The 20,100-nt window shown below is 64.8% G+C and carries 15 protein-coding genes and 1 riboswitch; of the genes, 7 read left to right on the top strand and 8 right to left on the bottom strand.

The window, feature by feature from the left end; all coding sequences use genetic code 11:
- Position 1 precedes the first annotated feature (1 nt).
- The 3 genes from ACX80O_RS10135 to ACX80O_RS10125 all read right to left on the bottom strand — a co-directional run bounded on the left by ACX80O_RS10135 (position 2) and on the right by ACX80O_RS10125 (position 1,509).
- Positions 2 to 406, bottom strand: a complete 405-nt coding sequence (locus tag ACX80O_RS10135) for a TOBE domain-containing protein (protein ID WP_459333364.1) — start codon at positions 404 to 406, stop codon at positions 2 to 4.
- 51 nt (positions 407 to 457) lie between these two features.
- The gene (locus tag ACX80O_RS10130) at positions 458 to 802 is read right to left on the bottom strand and encodes a DUF3140 domain-containing protein (protein WP_459307038.1); all 345 of its coding nucleotides are present in this window, start codon (positions 800 to 802) and stop codon (positions 458 to 460) included.
- Positions 803 to 915: 113 nt separating this feature from the next.
- The gene (locus tag ACX80O_RS10125) at positions 916 to 1,509 is read right to left on the bottom strand and encodes a YdcF family protein (protein WP_459307040.1); all 594 of its coding nucleotides are present in this window, start codon (positions 1,507 to 1,509) and stop codon (positions 916 to 918) included.
- Between the two features lie 261 nt (positions 1,510 to 1,770).
- On the opposite strand from ACX80O_RS10125, the gene ACX80O_RS10120 reads away from it, so the two are divergent.
- The 4 genes from ACX80O_RS10120 to mutM all read left to right on the top strand — a co-directional run bounded on the left by ACX80O_RS10120 (position 1,771) and on the right by mutM (position 4,457).
- A complete protein-coding gene (locus tag ACX80O_RS10120; RefSeq protein ID WP_459307041.1) occupies positions 1,771 to 2,337 on the top strand; it encodes a YceD family protein in 567 nt (188 codons plus the stop codon).
- Positions 2,338 to 2,339: 2 nt separating this feature from the next.
- Entirely contained in the window at positions 2,340 to 2,543 is a 204-nt protein-coding gene (gene rpmF, locus ACX80O_RS10115) for a 50S ribosomal protein L32 (protein WP_459333363.1), read from the top strand.
- A gap of 63 nt (positions 2,544 to 2,606) precedes the next feature.
- Entirely contained in the window at positions 2,607 to 3,413 is an 807-nt protein-coding gene (gene rnc, locus ACX80O_RS10110) for a ribonuclease III (RefSeq protein WP_459333362.1), read from the top strand.
- Between the two features lie 24 nt (positions 3,414 to 3,437).
- Positions 3,438 to 4,457 carry a bifunctional DNA-formamidopyrimidine glycosylase/DNA-(apurinic or apyrimidinic site) lyase gene (gene mutM / locus ACX80O_RS10105; RefSeq protein WP_459307044.1) on the top strand — a complete coding sequence of 340 codons (1,020 nt, stop codon included), beginning with the start codon at positions 3,438 to 3,440 and terminating at the stop codon, positions 4,455 to 4,457.
- Positions 4,458 to 4,553: 96 nt separating this feature from the next.
- On the opposite strand, the gene ACX80O_RS10100 is transcribed toward mutM, so the two are convergent.
- A complete protein-coding gene (locus ACX80O_RS10100; RefSeq protein WP_459333361.1) occupies positions 4,554 to 7,646 on the bottom strand; it encodes an Ig-like domain-containing protein in 3,093 nt (1,030 codons plus the stop codon).
- Between the two features lie 714 nt (positions 7,647 to 8,360).
- Positions 8,361 to 8,521, top strand: a riboswitch (cyclic di-AMP (ydaO/yuaA leader).
- Positions 8,522 to 8,527: 6 nt separating this feature from the next.
- Between ACX80O_RS10100 and ACX80O_RS10095 the strand changes: the two genes are divergently transcribed.
- Positions 8,528 to 9,484 carry an NlpC/P60 family protein gene (locus tag ACX80O_RS10095; protein WP_459333360.1) on the top strand — a complete coding sequence of 319 codons (957 nt, stop codon included), beginning with the start codon at positions 8,528 to 8,530 and terminating at the stop codon, positions 9,482 to 9,484.
- 171 nt (positions 9,485 to 9,655) lie between these two features.
- Here the strand turns inward: ACX80O_RS10095 and ACX80O_RS10090 are convergent, their stop codons facing one another.
- Positions 9,656 to 10,771, bottom strand: a complete 1,116-nt coding sequence (locus ACX80O_RS10090; protein WP_459333359.1) for a hypothetical protein — start codon at positions 10,769 to 10,771, stop codon at positions 9,656 to 9,658.
- A gap of 158 nt (positions 10,772 to 10,929) precedes the next feature.
- Between ACX80O_RS10090 and ACX80O_RS10085 the strand changes: the two genes are divergently transcribed.
- Positions 10,930 to 11,484, top strand: coding sequence for a DinB family protein (locus ACX80O_RS10085; RefSeq protein WP_459333358.1), 555 nt, complete (start codon positions 10,930 to 10,932; stop codon positions 11,482 to 11,484).
- Between the two features lie 120 nt (positions 11,485 to 11,604).
- On the opposite strand, the gene ACX80O_RS10080 is transcribed toward ACX80O_RS10085, so the two are convergent.
- Genes ACX80O_RS10080 through ACX80O_RS10070 form a run of 3 tightly spaced genes read right to left on the bottom strand, consistent with a single transcriptional unit; the run spans position 11,605 to position 16,234 of the window.
- Positions 11,605 to 12,573 carry an NAD-dependent epimerase/dehydratase family protein gene (locus tag ACX80O_RS10080; RefSeq protein ID WP_459333357.1) on the bottom strand — a complete coding sequence of 323 codons (969 nt, stop codon included), beginning with the start codon at positions 12,571 to 12,573 and terminating at the stop codon, positions 11,605 to 11,607.
- Positions 12,570 to 15,218, bottom strand: coding sequence for an alpha/beta fold hydrolase (locus ACX80O_RS10075; protein WP_459333356.1), 2,649 nt, complete (start codon positions 15,216 to 15,218; stop codon positions 12,570 to 12,572). The genes ACX80O_RS10080 and ACX80O_RS10075 overlap by 4 nt, the downstream gene beginning before the upstream one ends.
- Positions 15,212 to 16,234 (bottom strand): 3-oxoacyl-ACP synthase III, encoded by a 1,023-nt coding sequence (locus ACX80O_RS10070; RefSeq protein WP_459307060.1) that lies wholly within the window; start codon positions 16,232 to 16,234, stop codon positions 15,212 to 15,214. Before ACX80O_RS10070 ends, ACX80O_RS10075 begins: the two co-directional genes overlap by 7 nt.
- A gap of 239 nt (positions 16,235 to 16,473) precedes the next feature.
- Here ACX80O_RS10070 and smc point away from each other — a divergent pair, with 239 nt between their 5' ends.
- On the top strand, positions 16,474 to 20,097 hold the full coding sequence (smc, locus tag ACX80O_RS10065; protein ID WP_459333355.1) for a chromosome segregation protein SMC: 3,624 nt from the start codon (positions 16,474 to 16,476) through the stop codon (positions 20,095 to 20,097).
- The last annotated feature ends 3 nt before the right edge of the window (positions 20,098 to 20,100 follow it).

Raw genomic sequence — 20,100 nt, 5'->3', positions numbered from 1 at the left:
GTCAGGCCTTCCGTCCCGGCGTCTCCACAATGACTGTCGTTGCCTTCACCACTGCAACAGCCACCGAACCGGGTTCCAGGGCCAGATCGCGGACCGCTTCAGCACTCATCAGCGACACCACCCGATGCGGGCCACATTGCAGCTCCACCTGGGCCATGACCTGGTCCGACACCACCCGGGTAACCAGCCCCACAAACCGGTTGCGGGCCGAGCTGGCCATTCCCGACGGATCATCAGGGAGTACAGCGCGCTCGCGGGCGAGGTGTGCCAGTCCGAGCCCGTCCACCGTGGTGACCCCCGACTCCGACTTATCGCCGGACAACGTGCCCTCCTCCACCCACCGGCGCACCGTATCGGTGCTGACCCCGAGATAATGGGCAGCATCCCTGATTCTTATCTGCGACATAATCTGCACTCTATCGCAGCAGGTGCGGCTATGTAGGGATGGCTGAGCGTTTTACTCCTGTTTGAGGGGGTCGTGCCCCCAGTTCATCAGGGAGTATCGCCACCGCGAGTCTTCCAGGTTGGAGGAGGGTTTCTGTGCCAAATGCCGGTGGATGTAGCCCACGACTTTGTGCATGTGCTCGACATCGGCGTTGCTCAGATCTGCCTTGTTGGTTTCTAGAATCTTGACAATCCGACGACCGGATTCATGACCCACTGATTCCTCGCTGCCACTCTTCTGTCCGACTGCTTTGGACTCGTCGGTGTCGAGCCAGTGCTTCAGGGTGGAGGCATTCATGTTGACAGCCTGTGTCCAGTCGGACCAGATCGAATCCAGCGTTTTTTCGGAATTGCTCATCGTTGGCGCTACTTCCCGGCTAGTGGGTGGGGCATCGCTTTACTGGCGGGGCCCAGGTGAACCTAAGCATACTGACCAATGTCGCTGTTGCACCATGGTGCGGGGAAGGGTGATCAGATGCGGTTGGCGCACACTGGTCGCAGGTAGCTCGCCGTGAGGGCCGCGCTTTCCTCGATAAACCGGGGGAGCCAGCCAAGCAGCCCGTGGTCCGGCTGGGACGGCACCATGATGAACGTCGAGTTTGAGCACTGGCTCAGATTCGTGAAGGCCCGCAGCACGTGATAGTCCGAGGTGACAACGATCAGCCTGTCCCATCCCCGGTCCGCAGCGAGCCGGGCCAGGGCTCGAGCCTCGCCGCGGGTGGTGCGCGGATCCGGTTCAAAGCACACCCGCGACACGTGGGCCGGTCGCCGGCACAACTTGTCGGCGTCGACGTTGCCCGGAGTGTCGGTGTTCGACATGACCAGGATGGGAGCATGCCCGGCTGCCACCAGTTCCTGCCCCACCGGGAGGCGTTCTGAACTGTCACCGCCGAGCACCACAACAGCGTCCGCCTCAACGCCGGCCACCTGGTCGGAGCCAAACACCGGAGGATTGATGAACAGGGAGTAGCAGGCAATGAGCCAGACGCAGAGAAGAGCGGCCAGCAGCGTCATTGATCGTCGCAGCCACGGCCAGATGGCACCGGCGGCTGGGGGGATCTTCACTGGACAAAGCTTACGGGTAGGTAGTCCAGTGATGGGGGACCGGTGGTCGGAGCGTTGTCGATCCCGCTCCGACCCGCGTGGCGGGTTTGGAACTGCACCGAATCCGTGGTGAGGTGGAGCATGAACGGCACTCGCCGTCGGCGTACGCCGCATGCAGGGCCCGCGGGCCCTGGTTTGAGCCGGGCGGGCTTATCAGGCTAAGATGATACGTCGGTCATATGTTCTACAGGAGTTCCCATTAAGAGCGATCTCAGTTCGCCTTTGATATTCAATGTCAAGGACCTCGGGCGTAGCCCAGGCAGCATGCGAACAATCGAAGAACATGTACCCGCACCTAAGGATTTCGGTGTGGTTCTCATCGGTGTTCAGGAAGGTTCCCCTGTGGAACTGGATCTGAGACTTGAGGCAGTACATGAAGGCATCCTGGTATCGGGTACCGCAGACGTCGAGATAGTGGGCGAATGCGGTCGGTGCCTGGATCCCATCAGGTACGACAGCAGCATCGATGTGCAAGAGCTTTTCTATTACGACGACGTCGAGTTGTCCGAAGGAGATGAGCTTGTTGAAGAGCACCGGGTTGATCGGGATTCAATTGATCTTGAGCCGGTGCTTCGGGACGGAGTGGTAACGTCGCTGCCGTTCCAGCCGGTATGCCGGGAGGACTGCGAGGGCTTGTGTTCTGAATGTGGAGTACACCTAGCGGATGACCCCGATCATCAGCACGAAATTTTGGATCCCCGTTGGTCCGCCCTTACCGGGCTGACTGGCACTGCCGCGTCGAGCGATGCGGCAACAAGTACAGAGTCTGTCGAGAGAGAAGAGAGTTAGTCGTGGCTGTTCCTAAGCGGAAAATGTCCCGCTCGAATACCCGTGCACGTCGGTCCCAATGGAAGGCGACTGCGCCCAAACTGGTGAAGACCGTGGAGAACGGCCGCGTTACCTACAGCCTGGCTCACCAGGCCAAGGTAGTAACCGACTTCGCCGGCACTGCACTGTTCCTTGAGTACAAGGGACGCAAAGTAGCCGACGTCTAACGACCGCTGCGCGCCCCGGCAACGTGGTGCCCGCAGCGTTCTTATGCGAATGCGTAAGTAGACGTGGCAAATACTGAAGACCTTTTGAAGCGTCTCGGTGTCTCTATAGACGCCGGGACGCTTCGTCTTGCCCTGACACACCGCTCCTTTGCCTACGAGCAGGGGGGCATCCCCACCAACGAACGCCTTGAGTTCCTCGGTGACTCTGTGCTGGGACTGGCGGTGACCGATGCGCTGTACCGCGATAATCCCGACCTGTCCGAAGGCGACCTCGCCAAGCGCCGGTCCGCGGTCGTCAGCACCCGCGCCCTGGCCGGTATTGCTCGCGAGCTCGAACTTGGCCAGCACGTCCTGCTCGGGCAGGGGGAGAAGCTGACCGACGGTAAAAACAAGGCCTCAATCCTCGCCGACACCATGGAAGCCGTCATCGGGGCCACCTACCTGAGCAACGGTATTGAAGTGGCGCGGGCCATGGTGATGCGGCTGGTGGCTCCTCTCCTCGGCAGCGCCGCGGCGATGGGCGCCGGCACCGACTGGAAGACCAGCATCCAGGAGATCGCCGCCGCACGACGGCTCGGCGTCATCGACTACAAGGTCACCGGCACCGGGCCCGACCATGCCCGCACCTTCGAGGCTCTCCTCACGGTGGGCGGTCTGCCGTACGGCTCAGGATCCGGTCCGTCGAAAAAGGAAGCCGAGCAGGAAGCGGCAGCAGCGTCATGGAAGATGCTGCGGGTGATGGCCGCAGAGCCCAAGTCGTCCGCCTACTCGGTGTCTGTACCTGCCGCTGCCACCCCGGCCAATGACCATGCCGCTTCTGAGCTTGCCGATCCTGGTGCTGCCGCCGCGGCGTCGACTGAGTCAGCCTAACTTTCCCGATGCCTGGACTTCCCGATGCCTGAACTTCCCGAGGTCGAGGTGGTGCGCCGTGGCCTCGCCCGCTGGGTGTTGGGGCGAACCATCGACGACGTCGACATCCTCGATCTCCGGTCCATCCGCCGTCACGGGCTCGGCGCCGACGACTTCAGCGGCAACCTGGTGGGGGCCCGGGTCCTCGACGTGGTGCGCCGCGGAAAATTTCTATGGATGCCGTTGGCTGCCCCGGCCGAGATAGTCAGCACTGGGTCGGCGTCGTCGGCGTCGTTGGCGCTGGCTGGTTCGTCCGCTGATGTCGCGCCCGTGGCCCTGATGGCTCACCTGGGGATGAGTGGGCAGTTGCTGGTCAAAGACGCTGGCTCGCCCGAGGAAAAGCACCTACGGGTCAGACTGACGCTGTCGGCGGCGGGGGGGCCGACTGGGCCTTTGCCGGGGGAACTGCGGTTTGTTGATCAACGCATCTTCGGTGGCCTCTTCGTGACGTCGATGGTGTCGACCGACGACGGACAGCCGGGTGGTCTTGGCGAGAGCCCCCTGCCGTTGATTCCGGCAGAGGCCTCCCACATTGCCCGCGACCCGCTCGATCCCGTGTTCTCCTTTGAAAGCTTCTTCGCGAAGCTGCGACGGCGCAAGACGGGTATCAAGCGGGCGCTCCTCGACCAGGGTCTGATCTCCGGGATCGGCAACATCTACGCCGACGAAGCACTCTGGGCCGCGAAGGTGCATTACGCGCGCCCGACCGACTCCATGAGACGCGCCGACGCGTCGCGGTTAGTTGACGCCTGCCGCGACGTCATGGTACGGGCGCTTGCGGCCGGCGGCACCAGCTTTGACTCGCTCTACGTGAACGTCAACGGCAGCTCCGGATACTTCGAGCGTTCGCTGAACGCCTACGGCCGGGAGGGCGAACCGTGCAGCCGCTGCGCCGGTGATCCGTTGTTCCAGGGGGTCGCGCTGATGCGTCGTGAGATGTTTATGAACCGTTCGTCATTCACCTGCCCCCGGTGTCAGCCGAAACCCCGGAACGGCCGTTGGTAAATTCGGAAAAGGCTGGTGGCGCCGACGCGACAAAGCGGCTCCGATTCAGGCAGGCTTGCTGATCGGGGCCGCTTTCGTCGACTTACTGGGAGCGTGTCATGGGCCGGTGGTGAAGTTCCATGTCGTAGTGAGCAACGGATTGCCCACGATGTCGCGCAGTGCCGTGGTGCTGCCGGTCAGGGTGACTCGGTAGCTGGTGTTGGCCGTCAGGGTTGCCGATGGGTTGAGCGTGGCGACACGGGTAGTGGTGTTGTAGGACACTACAGCTGTGACGGCTGCTCCGGCTGAGGTCCGAAGGGCAACGGTGGCGCCGCTGACTCCAGTGACGGCCTCACTGAATGTTGCGGTGATGTTACCGGTCCTGCTCACTGCCGTTGCGTTGATGCCCGGAGTCCTTCCTGTCACCGTTGGAGCGGGACCGGTGGTGAACGACCAGCTCTGGGTGGCCAGGGGATTTCCTGCAGCGTCCCGGATAGCGGTGGCTCCTCCGGTGAGGGTCGCCGTGTAGCGCGTGTCCGAAGCCAGAGTAGCCGTGGGATTGAGCGTCGCGACGCGGGTCGTGGCGTTGTAGGACACTGTCGCGGCGACGGTTGTCCCCGCAGCATTCCGGAGCGCAAACGTCGTTCCACTGATTCCTGCGACTGACTCGCTCAGCGTGGCAGTGATGTTTCCCGTCGTGCTCACTGCCGTTGCGTTGATGCCCGGTGTCCGTCCTGTCACCGACGGGGCGGGACCGGTGGTGAACGCCCAGCTCTGGGTGGCCAGGGGATTGCCAGCAGCATCCCGGATGCCGGTGGCTCCGCCGGTCAGAGCAACGGTATAGCGCGTGTCCGACACCAGGGTTGCCGTGGGATCCAGGGTTGCGACGCGGGTGGTGGCGTTGTAGGACACCGTGGCGGCGGTTACTGTTCCGGCGGCGTTTCTCAGGGCGAAGGTTGTCCCGCTGACGCCTTGGACGGCCTCACTAAAGGTCGCCGTAACATTCCCTGAAGTACTGACGCCGGTGGCGCCGGTGAGAGGGCTGCGGGAGGTGGCGGTTGGGGCGGTGGTGTCGGGCGCGGCTCCGGTGGTGAAGGACCAGGACGTGGTGGCCAAAGGATTGTTGGCGGTGTCTCGGATGCTGGTTGTGCTTCCGGTCAGGGTAGCCGTGTAATTGGTGTTCGCTGCCAGGGTCGCCGTGGGATCCAGGGTCGCGACCCGGGTGGTGGCGTTGTAGGACACCGTGGCGGCGGTTGCTGTTCCGGCGGCGTTTCTCAGGGTGAAGGTTGTCCCGCTGACGCCTTGGACGGCTTCGCTGAAGGTCGCCGTCATGTTCCCTGTGGTGCTGACGCCGGTGGCGCCGGTAAGGGGGCTGCGGGAGGTGACGGTCGGGAGGGTTGTGTCAGTAGTGGTGAAGGCCCACGTGCTGCCAGCGAATTGGTTTCCGGAAAGGTCCGCGATGGTGTTCTTGAGTGAGACGGTGTAGCGGGTGCTGCCCGCCAGAGGGTTGGTGGGATCCAGGACCGCCTGGTTGGTGGCGGTGTCGAAGGTAACGGTCGACGGCACGATGGCGCCCGCAGGATCCTGAAGGATGAACGTTGATGCATCAACGTTTCTGACCGGTTCGGAGAATCTGACGGAGATCGTGTTGAGCATGGGGACCCCGCTGGCGTTACTTGAAGGCGATTGCGCGCTGAGGGTTGGTGCAATGGTGTCAGCCGGGCCAATGGTCCAGGTCCGGGTGGCCTGGGTTCCGACGTTACCCGCGGGATCGGTGGCGCGGACGTTGAAAGTGTAAGTCCCGTTGAGCTGTGGGTCGTAGCTCTTTGGCGAGGCACAGGTTGGATCCCAGTCGGGGTTGCTTGGCACCAGCTGGCATTCGAAGCTGACACTTGGCTCCGGGGACGTGAAGTTCACGGTTGGGGTGGTGTCGGCGGTCGGGTTGGACGGGAAAGGCGCCACAATAGCGACGGGCGGAGCGACCGTGTCCAATTTGAAGGTGAGCGTTCCCGAGATGAGATATTGGGGAATCGTGGGATCAACCGGTTCACCCGTTGCTGGGTCCACTGTGTATTCGGGATTGGGTGTTCGGGCCTGGACCCTGTGGGTACCGGATGTGAGGGCTGTGTCCAGGAGAACCGAGTATGCGCCAGCGGTGGTGGTGGTCGTTGCAGCTGGAGCCGTGGCGCCATCCACTAGCAACTCCACCGTCGCTTCGCTGACGCCGACGCCCGGTACGGTTCCGGTGAGGGTCGGCCTGGTCACATTGGTGATGTTGTCTGTGCCTGATTTTCCACTGTCGCTCGCCGGCGCGAGGTCGGGGGTCGAAGGGGCGGCGTCGGCACCGTTGAAGATCAGGCCTTGGACGGTGAAGGTGTTGACGGTAAGGGTGTTGACGCCGGGACCGCCGGCGTCCGGGCCGTCCACCCGCACGAAGTTGTTTCCGGTCGGTGCACCGGTGACGGCGCGTGCTGTGTTGATGTCGCCAAGCGTTCCTGGCGCTGCGCCAACTTGCTTCAGGAAGGTCGATGTCGTGCTGTCTGAGTTGTCGCCCAGGAAGGCTTGCCCGACGCCGGCCCAATCGCAGGGCTGCTGGGGTGTGGGTGCGCAGACTCCGGCGTCAATGGTTTGCTTGATGCGTCCGGCCGTTGCCACCTTCGGGTCTTGCTCGGCGACGAACGTGTTGACACCGTAGGGGTGCGTAATGGTGTAGCTGGCGCCTGGCTGGAGGTCCTCGACGATGAACCGAAGCCGGCCGAAGCCCATCTGCTCGCCAGCCGTTACGACACCGTTCAGGTGGGCACCTTCCAGTGCCGCTTCGTAGAGCCCAAGCTTTCCGCCGGATGCCCCTGCGTTGAACCAGAACGCTTCTTCCGGAAAATTATCGGGGTAGGACGCCGGGGAGTTTGGGTCCGGCGGTTCAGCCAGGCAACCAGCTCCGGCCATGTAGCACAGCTGAAGTTTGACGTTGCCGTCTGAATACCAGGTGGGAAATCCATTCTGGGGGTCGACCGGACTCATGCCCGCCGTCGCAGCCAACGCAGGCACGGCAGCCAAAGGGGCCATGGATGCGGCCAACAGGGAGGCAACAGTCACGGTGGCGAACCGGCGCAGGAAAGTCTTCCGACGGCCCTGCCCTGCACCTCGGTGCAGACCGGGTTCATCCCCAGTATTCCATGTCTGCCAACCCCGAGCGGTTTTGCTGTTCACTGCCGACATGATGATTCCCCTTACTGGTTCCGGTGCTCCCGGCTACGCCGTGAAGTCACTGCAGGCTGCCATTAGTTCTGGCGCCTCCAATGTTGACGAACCAACCATGGGAAAACCTTGCCCGGGACCATCAATTCGGGGCCATGCGGGCGGGACGCACCGCCCGCATAATTACCACTAAATGGCCTCACGCCGAAACACAGTGACCCTCAGTGAACGAGGAAGCGCGGCTCCGGTGAGGTCGGCATCCGATTCTCGTCCTGACACCACTGGATGACTTGTCCTCCACCCAGGAGACTTACCCACTTAATACATGTCGCCGTCCGGCAGCACCTGCGGGCAGGTAACCATTAGGTATGGATACCGTGAGGACATTTCAAAAGCTTGGCGGCTTAGCATGCCGGAGGGAACTTTCCCGTGCCGGGCTCGGTAGGGTCAATTTCCGGGCCGCACTGCCTGTAGCGCCGCGCGAACTGATGGCGGCTCTGGCCGGAAAACGCAATGACTGGCAGCGAAATGTAACCCGGGGAGTAATCCGGATCATCGATCCGCGCACGCAATCCATCATCGAGGCGGTCGCCCGTCGCCGCCACCGGGGGCACACAACGGCACACTGGCTCCGTGACCTAAATGTGACAAAACCTCATAGCGATAGGTACAGTAGACGGCACGCTCTGTTCCGTTCAACTCAGCGTCCTCCCGACAGATTGCCTAATTCTGCCGCTGCCGCGAGGTCCGTTCGCATACATCCGGCAGAAGCGGGGGAACCAGTAGTGGTCGTCGTAAGACGGCCTAGGGGTAAAGGTGCGGTATCGCACCCGGGTGGCTCCCATCCGAATCCGACAGCTAACTTCGCAGGCACTGGGAGAGGCAACATCATCATGTCCAAGAACCGTTATATCGCGCGCCACCGTGCAACCCCGCCAAGCGCCATGCAGACCGTATCCAAGGCAGTCAGCTCACATGCCGGCTCCATCGGCCGTCCGGCAGCGGTTGTCGTCGCCGCATCAGGTCTGATGTTGAGCGCCGGGCTGCCAGCTAACGCTGCAGGCGAAGTCGACGTCCAGGCCGCGCCGGCATCTGTCGCCCAGGCCTCCAGCGCACCAGCCCCCGGAGCCTCCACTCACACGGTTCAGCCCGGAGATACTCTTGGCAGCATTGCCGGCACCTACGGCGTCAGCGTTGAGTCGATTTTCGCCGCCAACGGGCTCGGCTGGGACTCGGTCATCTTCCCAGGCGACGTCATCTCGCTGACCGGCAACACTGGCCAGTCAAGCCAGTTAGCACCAGTAGCAGCACCGGCGCCAGCTTCAGCAGCAGCGCCAGCCCCAGCTTCAGCAGCAGCGCCAGCCCCAGCAGCAGCGCCAGCCCCAGCAGCAGCGCCAGCCCCGGCGATCCAGGTAGCTGCACCGGCGGCCCCCGCTGAGACCAGCACGCTGGGTATCACCACCGCCTCGGAGGACATCCAGCCAATCGGTGCGGCGTCCACCGGCGGACAGGTATCGAGCGCAGGTATCGCCGGAACGGCCGAGTCAATGATCGGCGCACCGTACGTCTACGGTGGCACCAGCTCAACCGCTGGCTGGGACTGCTCAGGCTTCGTGCAGTGGGTCTACGCCCAGCACGGCATCGATCTGCCCCGCACCAGCCAGGCACAGATGGGTGCGCTGACCCCCACCAGCAACCCTCAGCCAGGTGACCTCGTCGTCCAGAACGGCGGCGGACACATCGGCATCTATATCGGTGACGGCCAGATGGTCAGCGCACTGAACCCAACCCAGGGAACCCTGGTCCACGCGGTCAGCGCTATGCCACTGGTTGGGTACTACACGCTCTAAACCTTCCATACCGTCGCGGCGGTCTGGAGAAGTACCATGAAGGCGCCACCGGAAACATCCGGTGGCGCCTTTGTGCTTCGTCTGTGAAACGGTCACCCGTGGTTAAATGACACCAGTTCGTACGGCACTCTCGACGTCACTTGCGCATGCGAAATCTTCTTGCTGCTCTTGTCATAGGGTCACGCTTGCTCCGTCGGAGAGACTCGCTGCGTCGTACCAGCGAAGAACCCGCAATGCCCTAAGGGTGTTCCACCGACTCGATGTACCATCGGGTTCTTCGAATCGAAAGTGGACCGCCCCGGGGTGAGGGTTTTCCAGCAGCCAATGTCCATTTGACTGACGCTTGGTACGAACTTGATCGACTGCCTCAACCAGCCTCGGATCGGCCGGTCCGCCGCGGAGAGCGAAGTAGCTCGTCGCTTTGAGCAGGTCGTAGTGCCAGCGTGGAGGGTAAGAGAACTGAAGCCATCGAGGGTTCACTACCTCGCCTGTGCGCAACGACCGGAACAGACCGCGTCGAAGCAGAAATTCCTCGCCCCCGTGGCGAGCCCGCCTGACCTCGTCGGATCCACCGGTGCGTCGCTCCCACCTCAGTAAAGCGTCGATTACGTCAAGAGTACTGGCGAACGATCCCGGCGCCGAACGCGACTCGGCCCAGCAGTTCCAGCCTCCGTCAGGCAGTTGGTCGGCCACGAGCCGCTTGACCACCGGATCGATGTTGATGCCAAGGTAGGTACCGATCAGGACAACGCCGGCGTTGATGCAGCAGTCGACTTCCCCGGCGAAGAAAGGCAACCCGTCATACTCCCACCGGCAGTTGCGGTCGACCAACTGTGCCGTCTCTAGCATCACCGCACTGTCCGGCGGTACGCCCAAGTGGCACAGATCGAGCAGCACGGGGTAGGTAGCGATCCATGGTTGCTCAGGGTGCTCACCTGGCGTCTCGGTCTGGTCTGTGGTGGGCGACGGGAACGGCGGCGGTGGCTTGCCGGCAGCCAAGGCCCGCGCGGTACTCTCGGCGAACGCAGCGGTATTAGGAAAGCATGCCCCGTCCGCCCACTGTCCGTCGGGCGCCCGCAGCGCGAGCAGCCTAGCGCCCCACCCTTCGTGCTCCACCCTCGCCCGCTCAGCTACCACCTCATCCCGCAGGGCGTCGAGGAGGTCGCGTAGCACCTGCCAACGGATCGCTGGATCGCCCTGCAGCAGCCACCGCACCACCGGGTCGTCCACAGCCATCGGCGGCGTCCGAGGAACGTAGGGAACGTACTTCTTCAGCGAAGTCTCCACTGTCGCACTGTAATTGAAGGCAATGGCGCAGTAAAGAGGCATAGGGATCGGATATCCACCCCCACGCCAGAATGGTCTCGTCCCGCGCCAGCGTGGACGATAGCCGCGGCTCTGCCTTCGTGCTTCCCGGTCAGACGGCTCACCGGTAGGGTGAATCAATGACACAGGCGGCTGGCGACGGTGCAGGAGCAAACAACGGCGTGCGGCGGGGAATTACCGAGCCCGCCCACCAGGGTGACGAGTCGACCACCACCCTGGGCTTCCTCCAACGTCAACGCGATCTGGTCGCCTGGAAGGTCGGGGACGTCGACGACGACGCCCTACGCTCCGTCGCGACCCCCACCGGGCTCACCCCGCACGGCCTGGTACGTCATCTCGAGAATGTTGAACGGTCCTGGCTAAGGGACGTCTTCGCGGGGGAGCAAGGTCTTACCTACGACTGGTCCGACGCCGATCCGGACGGCGAATACCACGTCGCCCCCGATATTTCGATGCAGCGGCTCCTTCAGGACTATTCAGCCGAATCGGGCCGCTGCGACGCCGTCGTCCGGGCCGCCCCTTCGTTGGATGCAACGTCCTCCCGCGACGACTACACACTCCGGTGGATCCTGCAGCACCTGATCGAGGAGACGGCACGCCACCTCGGCCACCTTGATGTATTGCGGGAACAAGCGGACGGCGCAGTCGGTGAAGAGCCAATGATCAGGGACTAACGAGCCAGGGAACAACGAGCCAGGGACTAACGAGCCCGGAATTATCGGGCCAAACATGAGCAAACCGCGGACCGACGAGCCAGACATCAATAAACCAAGAATCTGACGGGGAGGCGCCAGCTAGCCCTGGTAGTGCCGGGCGAGCCGGGCCAAACCCTCATCGATCGACACGGCCGGCGTCCACGCCAGCAACTCTCGGGTCCGGCGCTGATCAAACCAGTGGGCGGTGGACAGCTGTTCGGCAAGGAACCGGGTCATCGGTGGTTCGCTCTCAAGGCCGCGCCGCTGCCACACCAGCTCCACCAACGATCCAGCCACCCGCGCCGCCCGACCCGGAACCGTCCAACGCGGCGGCTGCACCCCGCCAGCCCGGCAGATCCCCGCAATCAGCTCGCCGATGGGCCGCGGCTCACCGTTGGTGACCACCACCGCCTGCCCCGCCAACCGGTCCATGCCGTAAAGCGCTGCGGCTATCGCTGCTGCGGCATTGTCTACATAGGTGGTATCCACCAGGGCCGTCCCGCCATCCAGCAACGGTAGACGCCCCGCACGGGCACGCTCAATCACTCGCTCCACCAACTGGGTATCCCCAGGACCCCACACGATGTGGGGTCGGACAGCTGCAACCCGGAAATCCTCGCTGTCGGCCGCCAGGGCGAGCAGTTCGGCCCTTCCCTTGGTCTGGGCGTAATGACCCCGCACCAAGCCCGGCGTCGCGCTCGTGGCACTTTGTCCGATCAGCGCCGCTCCGACATGCGCCACGGACGGGGAGGAAATGAGGACGAAGTCCCGGATCCCGGCGGATCTAGCAGCGGAGAGCAGCAGCCGGGTCCCCTCCACATTGACTGTTTCGAAATCCGCTGCAGCACCGGCAAATGACACCTTGGCCGCGAGATGTACCACCGCATCCATGCCCCGCACCGCCCGCCGGATCGCCTCCGGATCGGTAACCGATCCCAGCCAATCATCGACGCCGGCCAACCCCGACGGCCGACGCTGAAACGTCCGTAGCTCATGCCCCTGGGATCGGAGTAGATCCGCTGTCACCCTGCCCAGCATCCCGCTGGCACCGGTGACGAGAACCCTCACAGCGAGCCGATCTTCCCGCCGGCGAGCACCCTAGCCGCCCATGCGGCGACCCGGGTCCTGTCGATTTTCGCGTTGTGCCGGATGTCCGTTGGCAGCAACGGAACAGCCAGCACCGCCGACAGCTCAACTCCGGCGGACTGTGCTGCCGTGCGCGCACCGGCGGCAAGGGACTCCGGCGCCAGCCCTGACGTGGTGGCCGGCGGCACAGTCTCGACGACGGCGACTACCACCTGCGTACCGGCCGGCCCAACACCGACCACCGCCGCCAGCCCGACGGCGTCGACCGTTTCGAGCGCCTGCTCAACCCCCACCGGGGTGACAACGCCGGTTGGCGCGGTGATGATGTGGGGGAGCCTGCCCTCGACCCAGAGCTTGCCGTCACAGTCGAAATGGCCCACGTCTCCGGTCCGGTGCCAGCCGCCCGTCCGTGAGCTATCACTCTGGGTGATCCACAACCGGTGATAGCGCTCTTTCACATGTGGGGCGCTGATCAGAATCTCGCCGGTGACCCCGGCATCGGTGGTCGGGTCGCCGTCGGCGGTACCCGCCTGGTTGAGGGGACTGACGGTGATCTGCGCACCCGAGACGGCTCTGCCGACGCAGACCCCGTTCCCCGCGCCGATCACCCTCCCGGCTGCCGCATCGGCTTCGGCCGAAAGGATCATCCCGAGGTCGATGTCGGTGACGGGCAACGCTTCGGTCATCCCGTAGGGCGTGTGCAGCGACGCCTTGGGAAGGACGCCAAACAGTTCGGTCAGCAACCGTGACGGCACGGGAGCCCCTGCCGACAGCAGCAGTGACACGCCGGCCAGTGCGTCTCGATGAGCGGCAGTCAGCTCGCTCCGGGTGGCGAGAATGTTCCTGAGCGCCGCTGGGGACGCAAACACTGCGGTGGCGCTGATCGCAGCGACGGCGTCGGCAAGGGCCGCCGCTGACAGGGTCTTCGGTTTGGTGACGTCCATGTCGGGAGTGATCGACGTCGTTCCCAGTGCCGGACCGAGCAGCGCGAACGGAGCGAAACCGGCTACCAGCCCAGCGCCGGGGCGGATACCAAAGGTTTGGGCGACGGTATCCCGCATGGCGGCCAACCGTCGATGCGTGTATACGACGCCCTTCGCGGGCCCGGTCGAACCGGAGGTGAAGAGGATGGCGGCGTATGCGTCGGGATCGAGTGCGTCGGGATCCAGCTCGTCAGCAGCGGAAGCCCCGGTTGTGCCAGAAGCAGCAGGAGCCCCAGCCCCGCTGACACGGAGCTCCGCGAGCGAGTACTCCACCCCCAGGACCCTCCGCTTGGCTGCTGGCATCGCGGCCACACTGATACGGCGTCCCGGCCAACCGAACAGTTTCGCAGCGGTCAACGCCAGGTCAATGCCGATGAGGAAGTCGGGAACCGTGCCCCGGACCGCTTTGCTCAGTCCCTTTCGACCCAGGCCGGCATCGGCGACGATGATCACCGCCCCAATCCGCAGGCAGGCGTACAGCAGCACGGTGAGCTCAACCCCCGGCGGCACCATGAGACTGATTCGGCTACCCCGGCTGACACCAATGCTCCGTAGCGCGGTCGCAAGGGACTGCACCTCATCCTCGAGCCCCCGCCAGGACAGCGACCGGCCGATGCGGCCGTCGGAGCCCATCTCGGCAACCGCCAACTGGTCCGCGTCGAGCCCCTGTGCACGCTGAATCAGTTCGTGTTCAAGTGGGGTGAACGACGACGACGGACCGGCCTCAGGAGCCGGCGCCGCAGTGCCACCCAGCCATCCGAACAGTGGCGTCGCGATGTCCCGATCCTCGCCCACCAGATGGCCAGCACCCTCAAACCGGTGAATGTCGGCGTGCGGCAGGCGTGCTGCGAGGTCGTTGAGGTAGGTGTCGGAGAAAATCGGATCTTCGGGGCCCCACAGCATCAACGCGGGCACATCGAGGGTCCGAATGCCTTCAGCGATGCTCCGAAGCGCCGGATAGCTGGGATGCGACGGGTCGGCAGGGATGTCAGCAACAAAATCCGCGATGCCCTGACGCCGGGCGGCACCACGGTACGGCAGCAGAAACGCTTTCCGCACCTCTTGGGGCAGCGACGGACGGGCCAGGGCGTGCGTAACGTCAAGAAAGGCCGTCGTGTCCTTGGTGCCCCAACGGTGAACCAGCGGGTGCAGCGCCAGTCGAAGCGCAGCGGGAATCTGCCGGTCGGGATCCTGGTGGATCGCCGTGTTCGTGAGCACGACTCCGGACACCAGGTCCCTGCGCCGGTCGGCGAAGCCGAGACTGACCACACCGCCCCAATCGTGACCCACTGTGATGACCGGTGTGGTGAGTCCCATCGAATCGACGAAGTCAACCAGGTCAGTCACGCGGTCAGCGAGCCTGCGGAACCGTCCGGTCCGTTCGGAAAGCCCCATGTTCAGCTGGTCGACGGCGATCACCCGCCACCCGTGTTCAACACCCGCGGCGAGGACGGTCCGCCACAGGTAGGACCAGGTGGGGTTGCCGTGCACACACAGCAGAGTCCCGCGGGCTGGCCTGGTCAGCTGAGACCCATTATCTAGATAATGCCAGCTATTGGTGGTTCCCGCAGGGTCTATTGCGGCGGTGGAAGGGACGTCTCGGTAGGCCGGCCACGACGGGTCGACGCCGGGAAGTGCTACCACGCAATCTCCAGCATTGCGGTATTCAGCCCTGAACCAACGCCCATGCAGAGCACCCGGTCGCCCGACGTGAGCGTCTGCGCCTCGGCTGCGAGGGTCATTGGCAGGGAAGCAGGACCAACATTGCCCCATTTCTGGAAGGTCATCGGCACCCGGGAAGGATCAAGATCAATCGCCTCGACGATGGCGTTCGTGTGGGTGCTGCTCACCTGATGGGTGATGTAGCGGTCCATCGATGTCCAGTCCCACTCCTGTTGTGCTTCTTTCCAGGCGTCGACGACCAGCTCGAGGCCGCCGTCGAGCAATCCCTGAGCATCTGTATACATGCCGTCCATGCCGCCGATGCACAGTTCGTGGTGCTCGGTTCCAGCACGTGCCACTCCACCCAACACGCGGTGGGCGCCCGGGTGGGCGTCGGCTGGCCCCAGCACTGCGGCGGCTGCCCCCGATCCGAGGGTGAGGGTGGCGAACTCCTGCAGAAAGCTGGCCCTGGTGGCGTCCGGCTGGTTGAGGCGGCGCAGCGTGGCCTCCTGGGTGGCCTGGGAATCTTCACCATTGACCACCATCGCGTACTGGATCTGCCCAGCCTCGATCATGTTCGCGGCCAGGGTGATGCCGTTGACGAACCCGAGGCAGGCGTTGGCGACGTCGAAGTTCATCGCCGATGACGGCAGCCCCAGCCCGTTGTGGATTTTCACGGCAACCGATGGTTCAAGGTTGGTGCGCGTGACCGAGGTGTTGATCAGGAGGCCGATCTGTGAGGCACCAATGCCCGAGGAAGCGAGGGCTTTCGCGCCCGCCTCGATGGCGGCGTCGTCAAACCGGGTGCCCGGAGCCCACCACCGGCGTTCAGTGATGCCAGCAACCCGCTGAAGCAGGCCGCTGGAGAGTCGGAGGCGCTTGAGCGCCGGTGCCAGAACACGGTCGAACTCGTTGGAGGTGACGATGACCGGAGCCTCAACACTTTCCACGCCAAGCAGCGCTGTGTTGTGGTGTCGGAAGTTGAAATTGCCGGTCAAATTTCCTGCCTTGTCGACTGGTCAGTGCGCCTCGGTAACCTGCGCTGGATGGCCTCTGGGGCACGTGGACGCACAAACGAATCTGACGATTCGTTATAAAGCCTACTTCCTTTCTCTTTCTCCAGCCCGCGGTGACGCCTAATTACGCGGTGCGTGAACCCACGCAATGCTGCTGAACAGAGCCTCAACGCAGTAGATTAGGGGAAAACCCATCACCTTCTGGAGACCTAAGAGATCCCGTGCATCTGAAAAGTCTAACCGTGCGCGGCTTCAAGTCCTTCGCGTCCGCGACGACGTTCGACTTCGAGCCGGGTGTCACCGCTGTGGTGGGACCCAACGGATCAGGTAAATCCAATGTGGTGGACGCCCTGGCGTGGGTGATGGGCGAGCAGGGTGCCAAAACGCTCCGCGGCGGCAAGATGGAGGACGTCATCTTCGCCGGAACGTCGGGCCGGGCGCCCCTCGGCAGAGCCCAGGTTTCGCTGACCATCGACAACGCCGACGGCGCCCTCCCAATCGAGTACGCCGAAGTGACCATTTCCCGGACCCTGTTCCGCACCGGTGGCTCGGAGTACGCGATCAACGGCAGCACCTGCCGGCTCCTTGACATTCAGGAGCTGCTCTCGGATTCCGGGCTCGGTCGGGAAATGCACGTGATCGTCGGGCAGGGCCAGCTGGACAAGGTGCTGCACGCCACCCCCGAGGACCGCCGCGGGTTCATCGAGGAGGCAGCAGGAATCCTCAAGCACCGGCGACGCCGCGAAAAGACCGTGCGGAAACTTGACGCCATGCAGGCGAATCTCACCCGCCTGACCGACCTGACCGGTGAAATTCGCCGTCAGCTCACCCCGCTGGGAAAACAGGCCGACGTCGCCCGCCGTGCCAAGACCGTCCAGTTCGATGTCAGGGACGCCCGGGCACGGCTTATGGCCGACGACCTGATGCAGCTGATGAATTCCTTCGAGCGCGACGTGGCCGACGAGACTGCCCTGAAGGATCGCCGCGCCGACGTCGAGAAACTCCTCGCCGCCGGACGGTCCCGGCAGGCCGACCTTGAACGGTTCGCCGCCGAGGCAACCCCCCAACTCAACGCAGCCCGCGACACGTGGTACCAGCTCGCCAACACCCGCGAACGGTTCAGGTCGCTGGGCAGCCTCGCCGAGGAGCGTCGGCGGCTCCTTGGGGAGAGCGCCGACGACGACGGCGCCCCCCGGGCTGGCGGCAGGACCCCCGACGAGCTGGACCAGCAGGCGGCCCGCGCCCGTGCTGAGGAAGCTGCGCTGCGGGACCACGTTGAGGAACGCAGCGAAGCGCTCGAGACGGCTGTCGAACTGCGCGGCGACGCCGAGGAGGCCGCGGCGGTCGAGGATCACCGGCTCACCGCGGTGCTTCGCGCTGCGGCGGACCGGCGCGAGGGACTTGCCAAGCTCACCGGCCAGGTGGGCGCCGCCCGGTCACGGGTGGAGTCGGCCGGGGCCGAACTGGGCCGGCTTCGTGCCTCGGTGGCCGACGTCAACGTGCGCCGGACCGCCGCCCAGCAGGAGTTCACCGCCCTGGAGGTGCAGGTCGCAGGCGCCGAGGAGGGCGAAGAGAACCTCGACGAACAGTACGAAACTGCCAGCCGCGCCCTGGAGGCTGTCCAGGCGGAACTGGAGGACCTGACCCGGCAGGAGCGCGCCGCCGACAGGGAACGGGACTCCCTGCAGGCGCGCCGGGATGCGTTGCAGACCGGGCTGCGACGCAGGGACGCCAGCCAGGCTGTGCTCGACGCCGGCCTGCACGGGGTGCTCACCGCGGTCACCGACCTGATTACTGTGCAGCCGGGGTATGAGACGGCCATCGCGGCCGCTCTCGGTCCGGCAGCCGACGCCGTCGCCGTCGAGAATTTTGAGGCGGCCCGGCGCGTGCTGCTTCGGGTCCTGGACGATGGGGCCGGCCAGGTCACGCTGCTCGTCGCCGGGGGAGGACACGCCGGGGGAGAACTGGCTGGGGGAGAACTGCGGAAGCAGATAGGGGAAACGGCGACACAAGTACCTGCAGGACCTGTGCCGGCTGCCAGCCTGGTCCGTTGCGACAGCCGGCTGGCTGGCGTCGTCACCGGGTTGCTCGCCGACCGTGTGGTGGTTGAGGGACTCGCTGAGGCATTTGCCCTGGTGGCGTCGCAGCCACGCGTGACGGCCGTGACCCGGGATGGCCAGGTGATCACTGTCGCGTCAGTGCGGGGTGGCTCTGCCGGTGAGCCGGGGGTCCTGGAAGTGCAGGCGGCGGTTGAGGAAACCACCGGGCGGCTGGACGCCGCGGCCAACCGGATGGAACGCGCCAGATTTGAGATTGCTGCCGCTACAGCCAGGGTGCACGACGCCCAGACGACGGCCAACGACGCGCTAGAACAACTCCACGACTCGGATGCCCGGCTCGCGGCGGTCGCCGAAAAGCTGGGTCAGCTGGGTTCGGTGGTGCGGTCGGCGGCAGGCGAGACTGAACGGTTGACCCGACTGGCCGACGCTGCCGCCGCCAACCTCGCCGCCGAGCAGGAACGGCTGCACGAGGTGACCGGGCGGCTTTCCGCCGCCCAGGACGCCCCGGCGGACAGCGAACCCTCCACCGAGCACCGTGACCTGCTGGCCCTCGGGGCAGCCCAGTCGCGGCAGGTCGAGATGGAAGCCCGGCTGTCACTGCGGAGCGCCGAGGAGCAACTCCGGTCCATCAGCAACCGTGCGTTGTCCCTCGAACGGGCAGCGGTCGCCGAACGACAGGCACGCGTCGAGGCTGCCGAGCGGGCGAGAGTCCGCCGCCTGCAGGCGAAGCGGGCAGCCGCCGTCGGGCAGGCGGTCACCAGTGCACTCGCCTACCTCAACGTGTCAGTGGACCGGGCGGCTCACCTCCGGGATGCAGCCGAGGACCGGCGGGCGCAGTGGGACGCCGAACTGGCCGAGGTCCGCACCGGCAACGACAGGCTGCTCGCCGAACTGGCCGCGCTGACCGACTCGGTGCATCGCGACGAACTGGCGCGCGCCCAGCAGCGGGCCCGGATCGAAACGCTGGCGAATCGCTCGATCGATGAGCTCGGATTCACGTCGGACCATCTGATCGCCGAGTACGGTCCCGATGTGCCGGTCCCGGTTCCCGCAGCGGCCGCCGACAAGTGGGCTGAGCTCCGGGCGCCGGTGGACGACGCCGGCAATCCGGTGCCCACCGGGACGCCCTACGTGCGGGAGATCCAGGAGAAGCGGTTGAAGCGTGCCGAGAAGGACCTCGCGTCGCTGGGCCGGGTCAATCCGCTGGCGCTCGAGGAGTTCGCTGCCCTTGAGGAGCGCCACCAGTTCCTGAGCACCCAGCTGGAGGACCTCAAAGCGACCCGCAAGGACCTGCTGGACATCATCCGGGAGGTCGACGAACGGGTGGAGCAGGTCTTCACCGCCGCGTACCAGGATACCGCTGTCCAGTTTGAGCGTGTGTTTGGCAGGCTGTTCCCGGGAGGGGAGGGCAGGCTGGTCCTGACCGACCCGGACAATATGCTCACCACCGGGATCGAGGTGGAGGCACGCCCGGCGGGGAAAAGGATCAAGCGCCTCTCGCTGCTGTCGGGGGGTGAGCGCTCGCTGACCGCCGTCGCGCTCCTCGTCGCGATCTTCAAGGCCCGGCCGTCGCCGTTCTATGTGATGGACGAGGTGGAGGCGGCACTCGATGACACCAACCTGGGCCGGCTGATCACCATCTTCGAGGAGCTCCGTCAATCCAGCCAGCTCATCATCATCACCCACCAGAAACGGACGATGGAGGTGGCAGACGCGCTGTACGGGGTGACGATGAGGGGCGACGGCGTTTCCACGGTGATCAGCCAGCGGCTGGTGGACGCGTAGGCA

It is taken from the genome of Arthrobacter glycogeni, from assembly GCF_054511155.1.
This window is presented reverse-complemented; position numbering and strand designations above follow the sequence as displayed.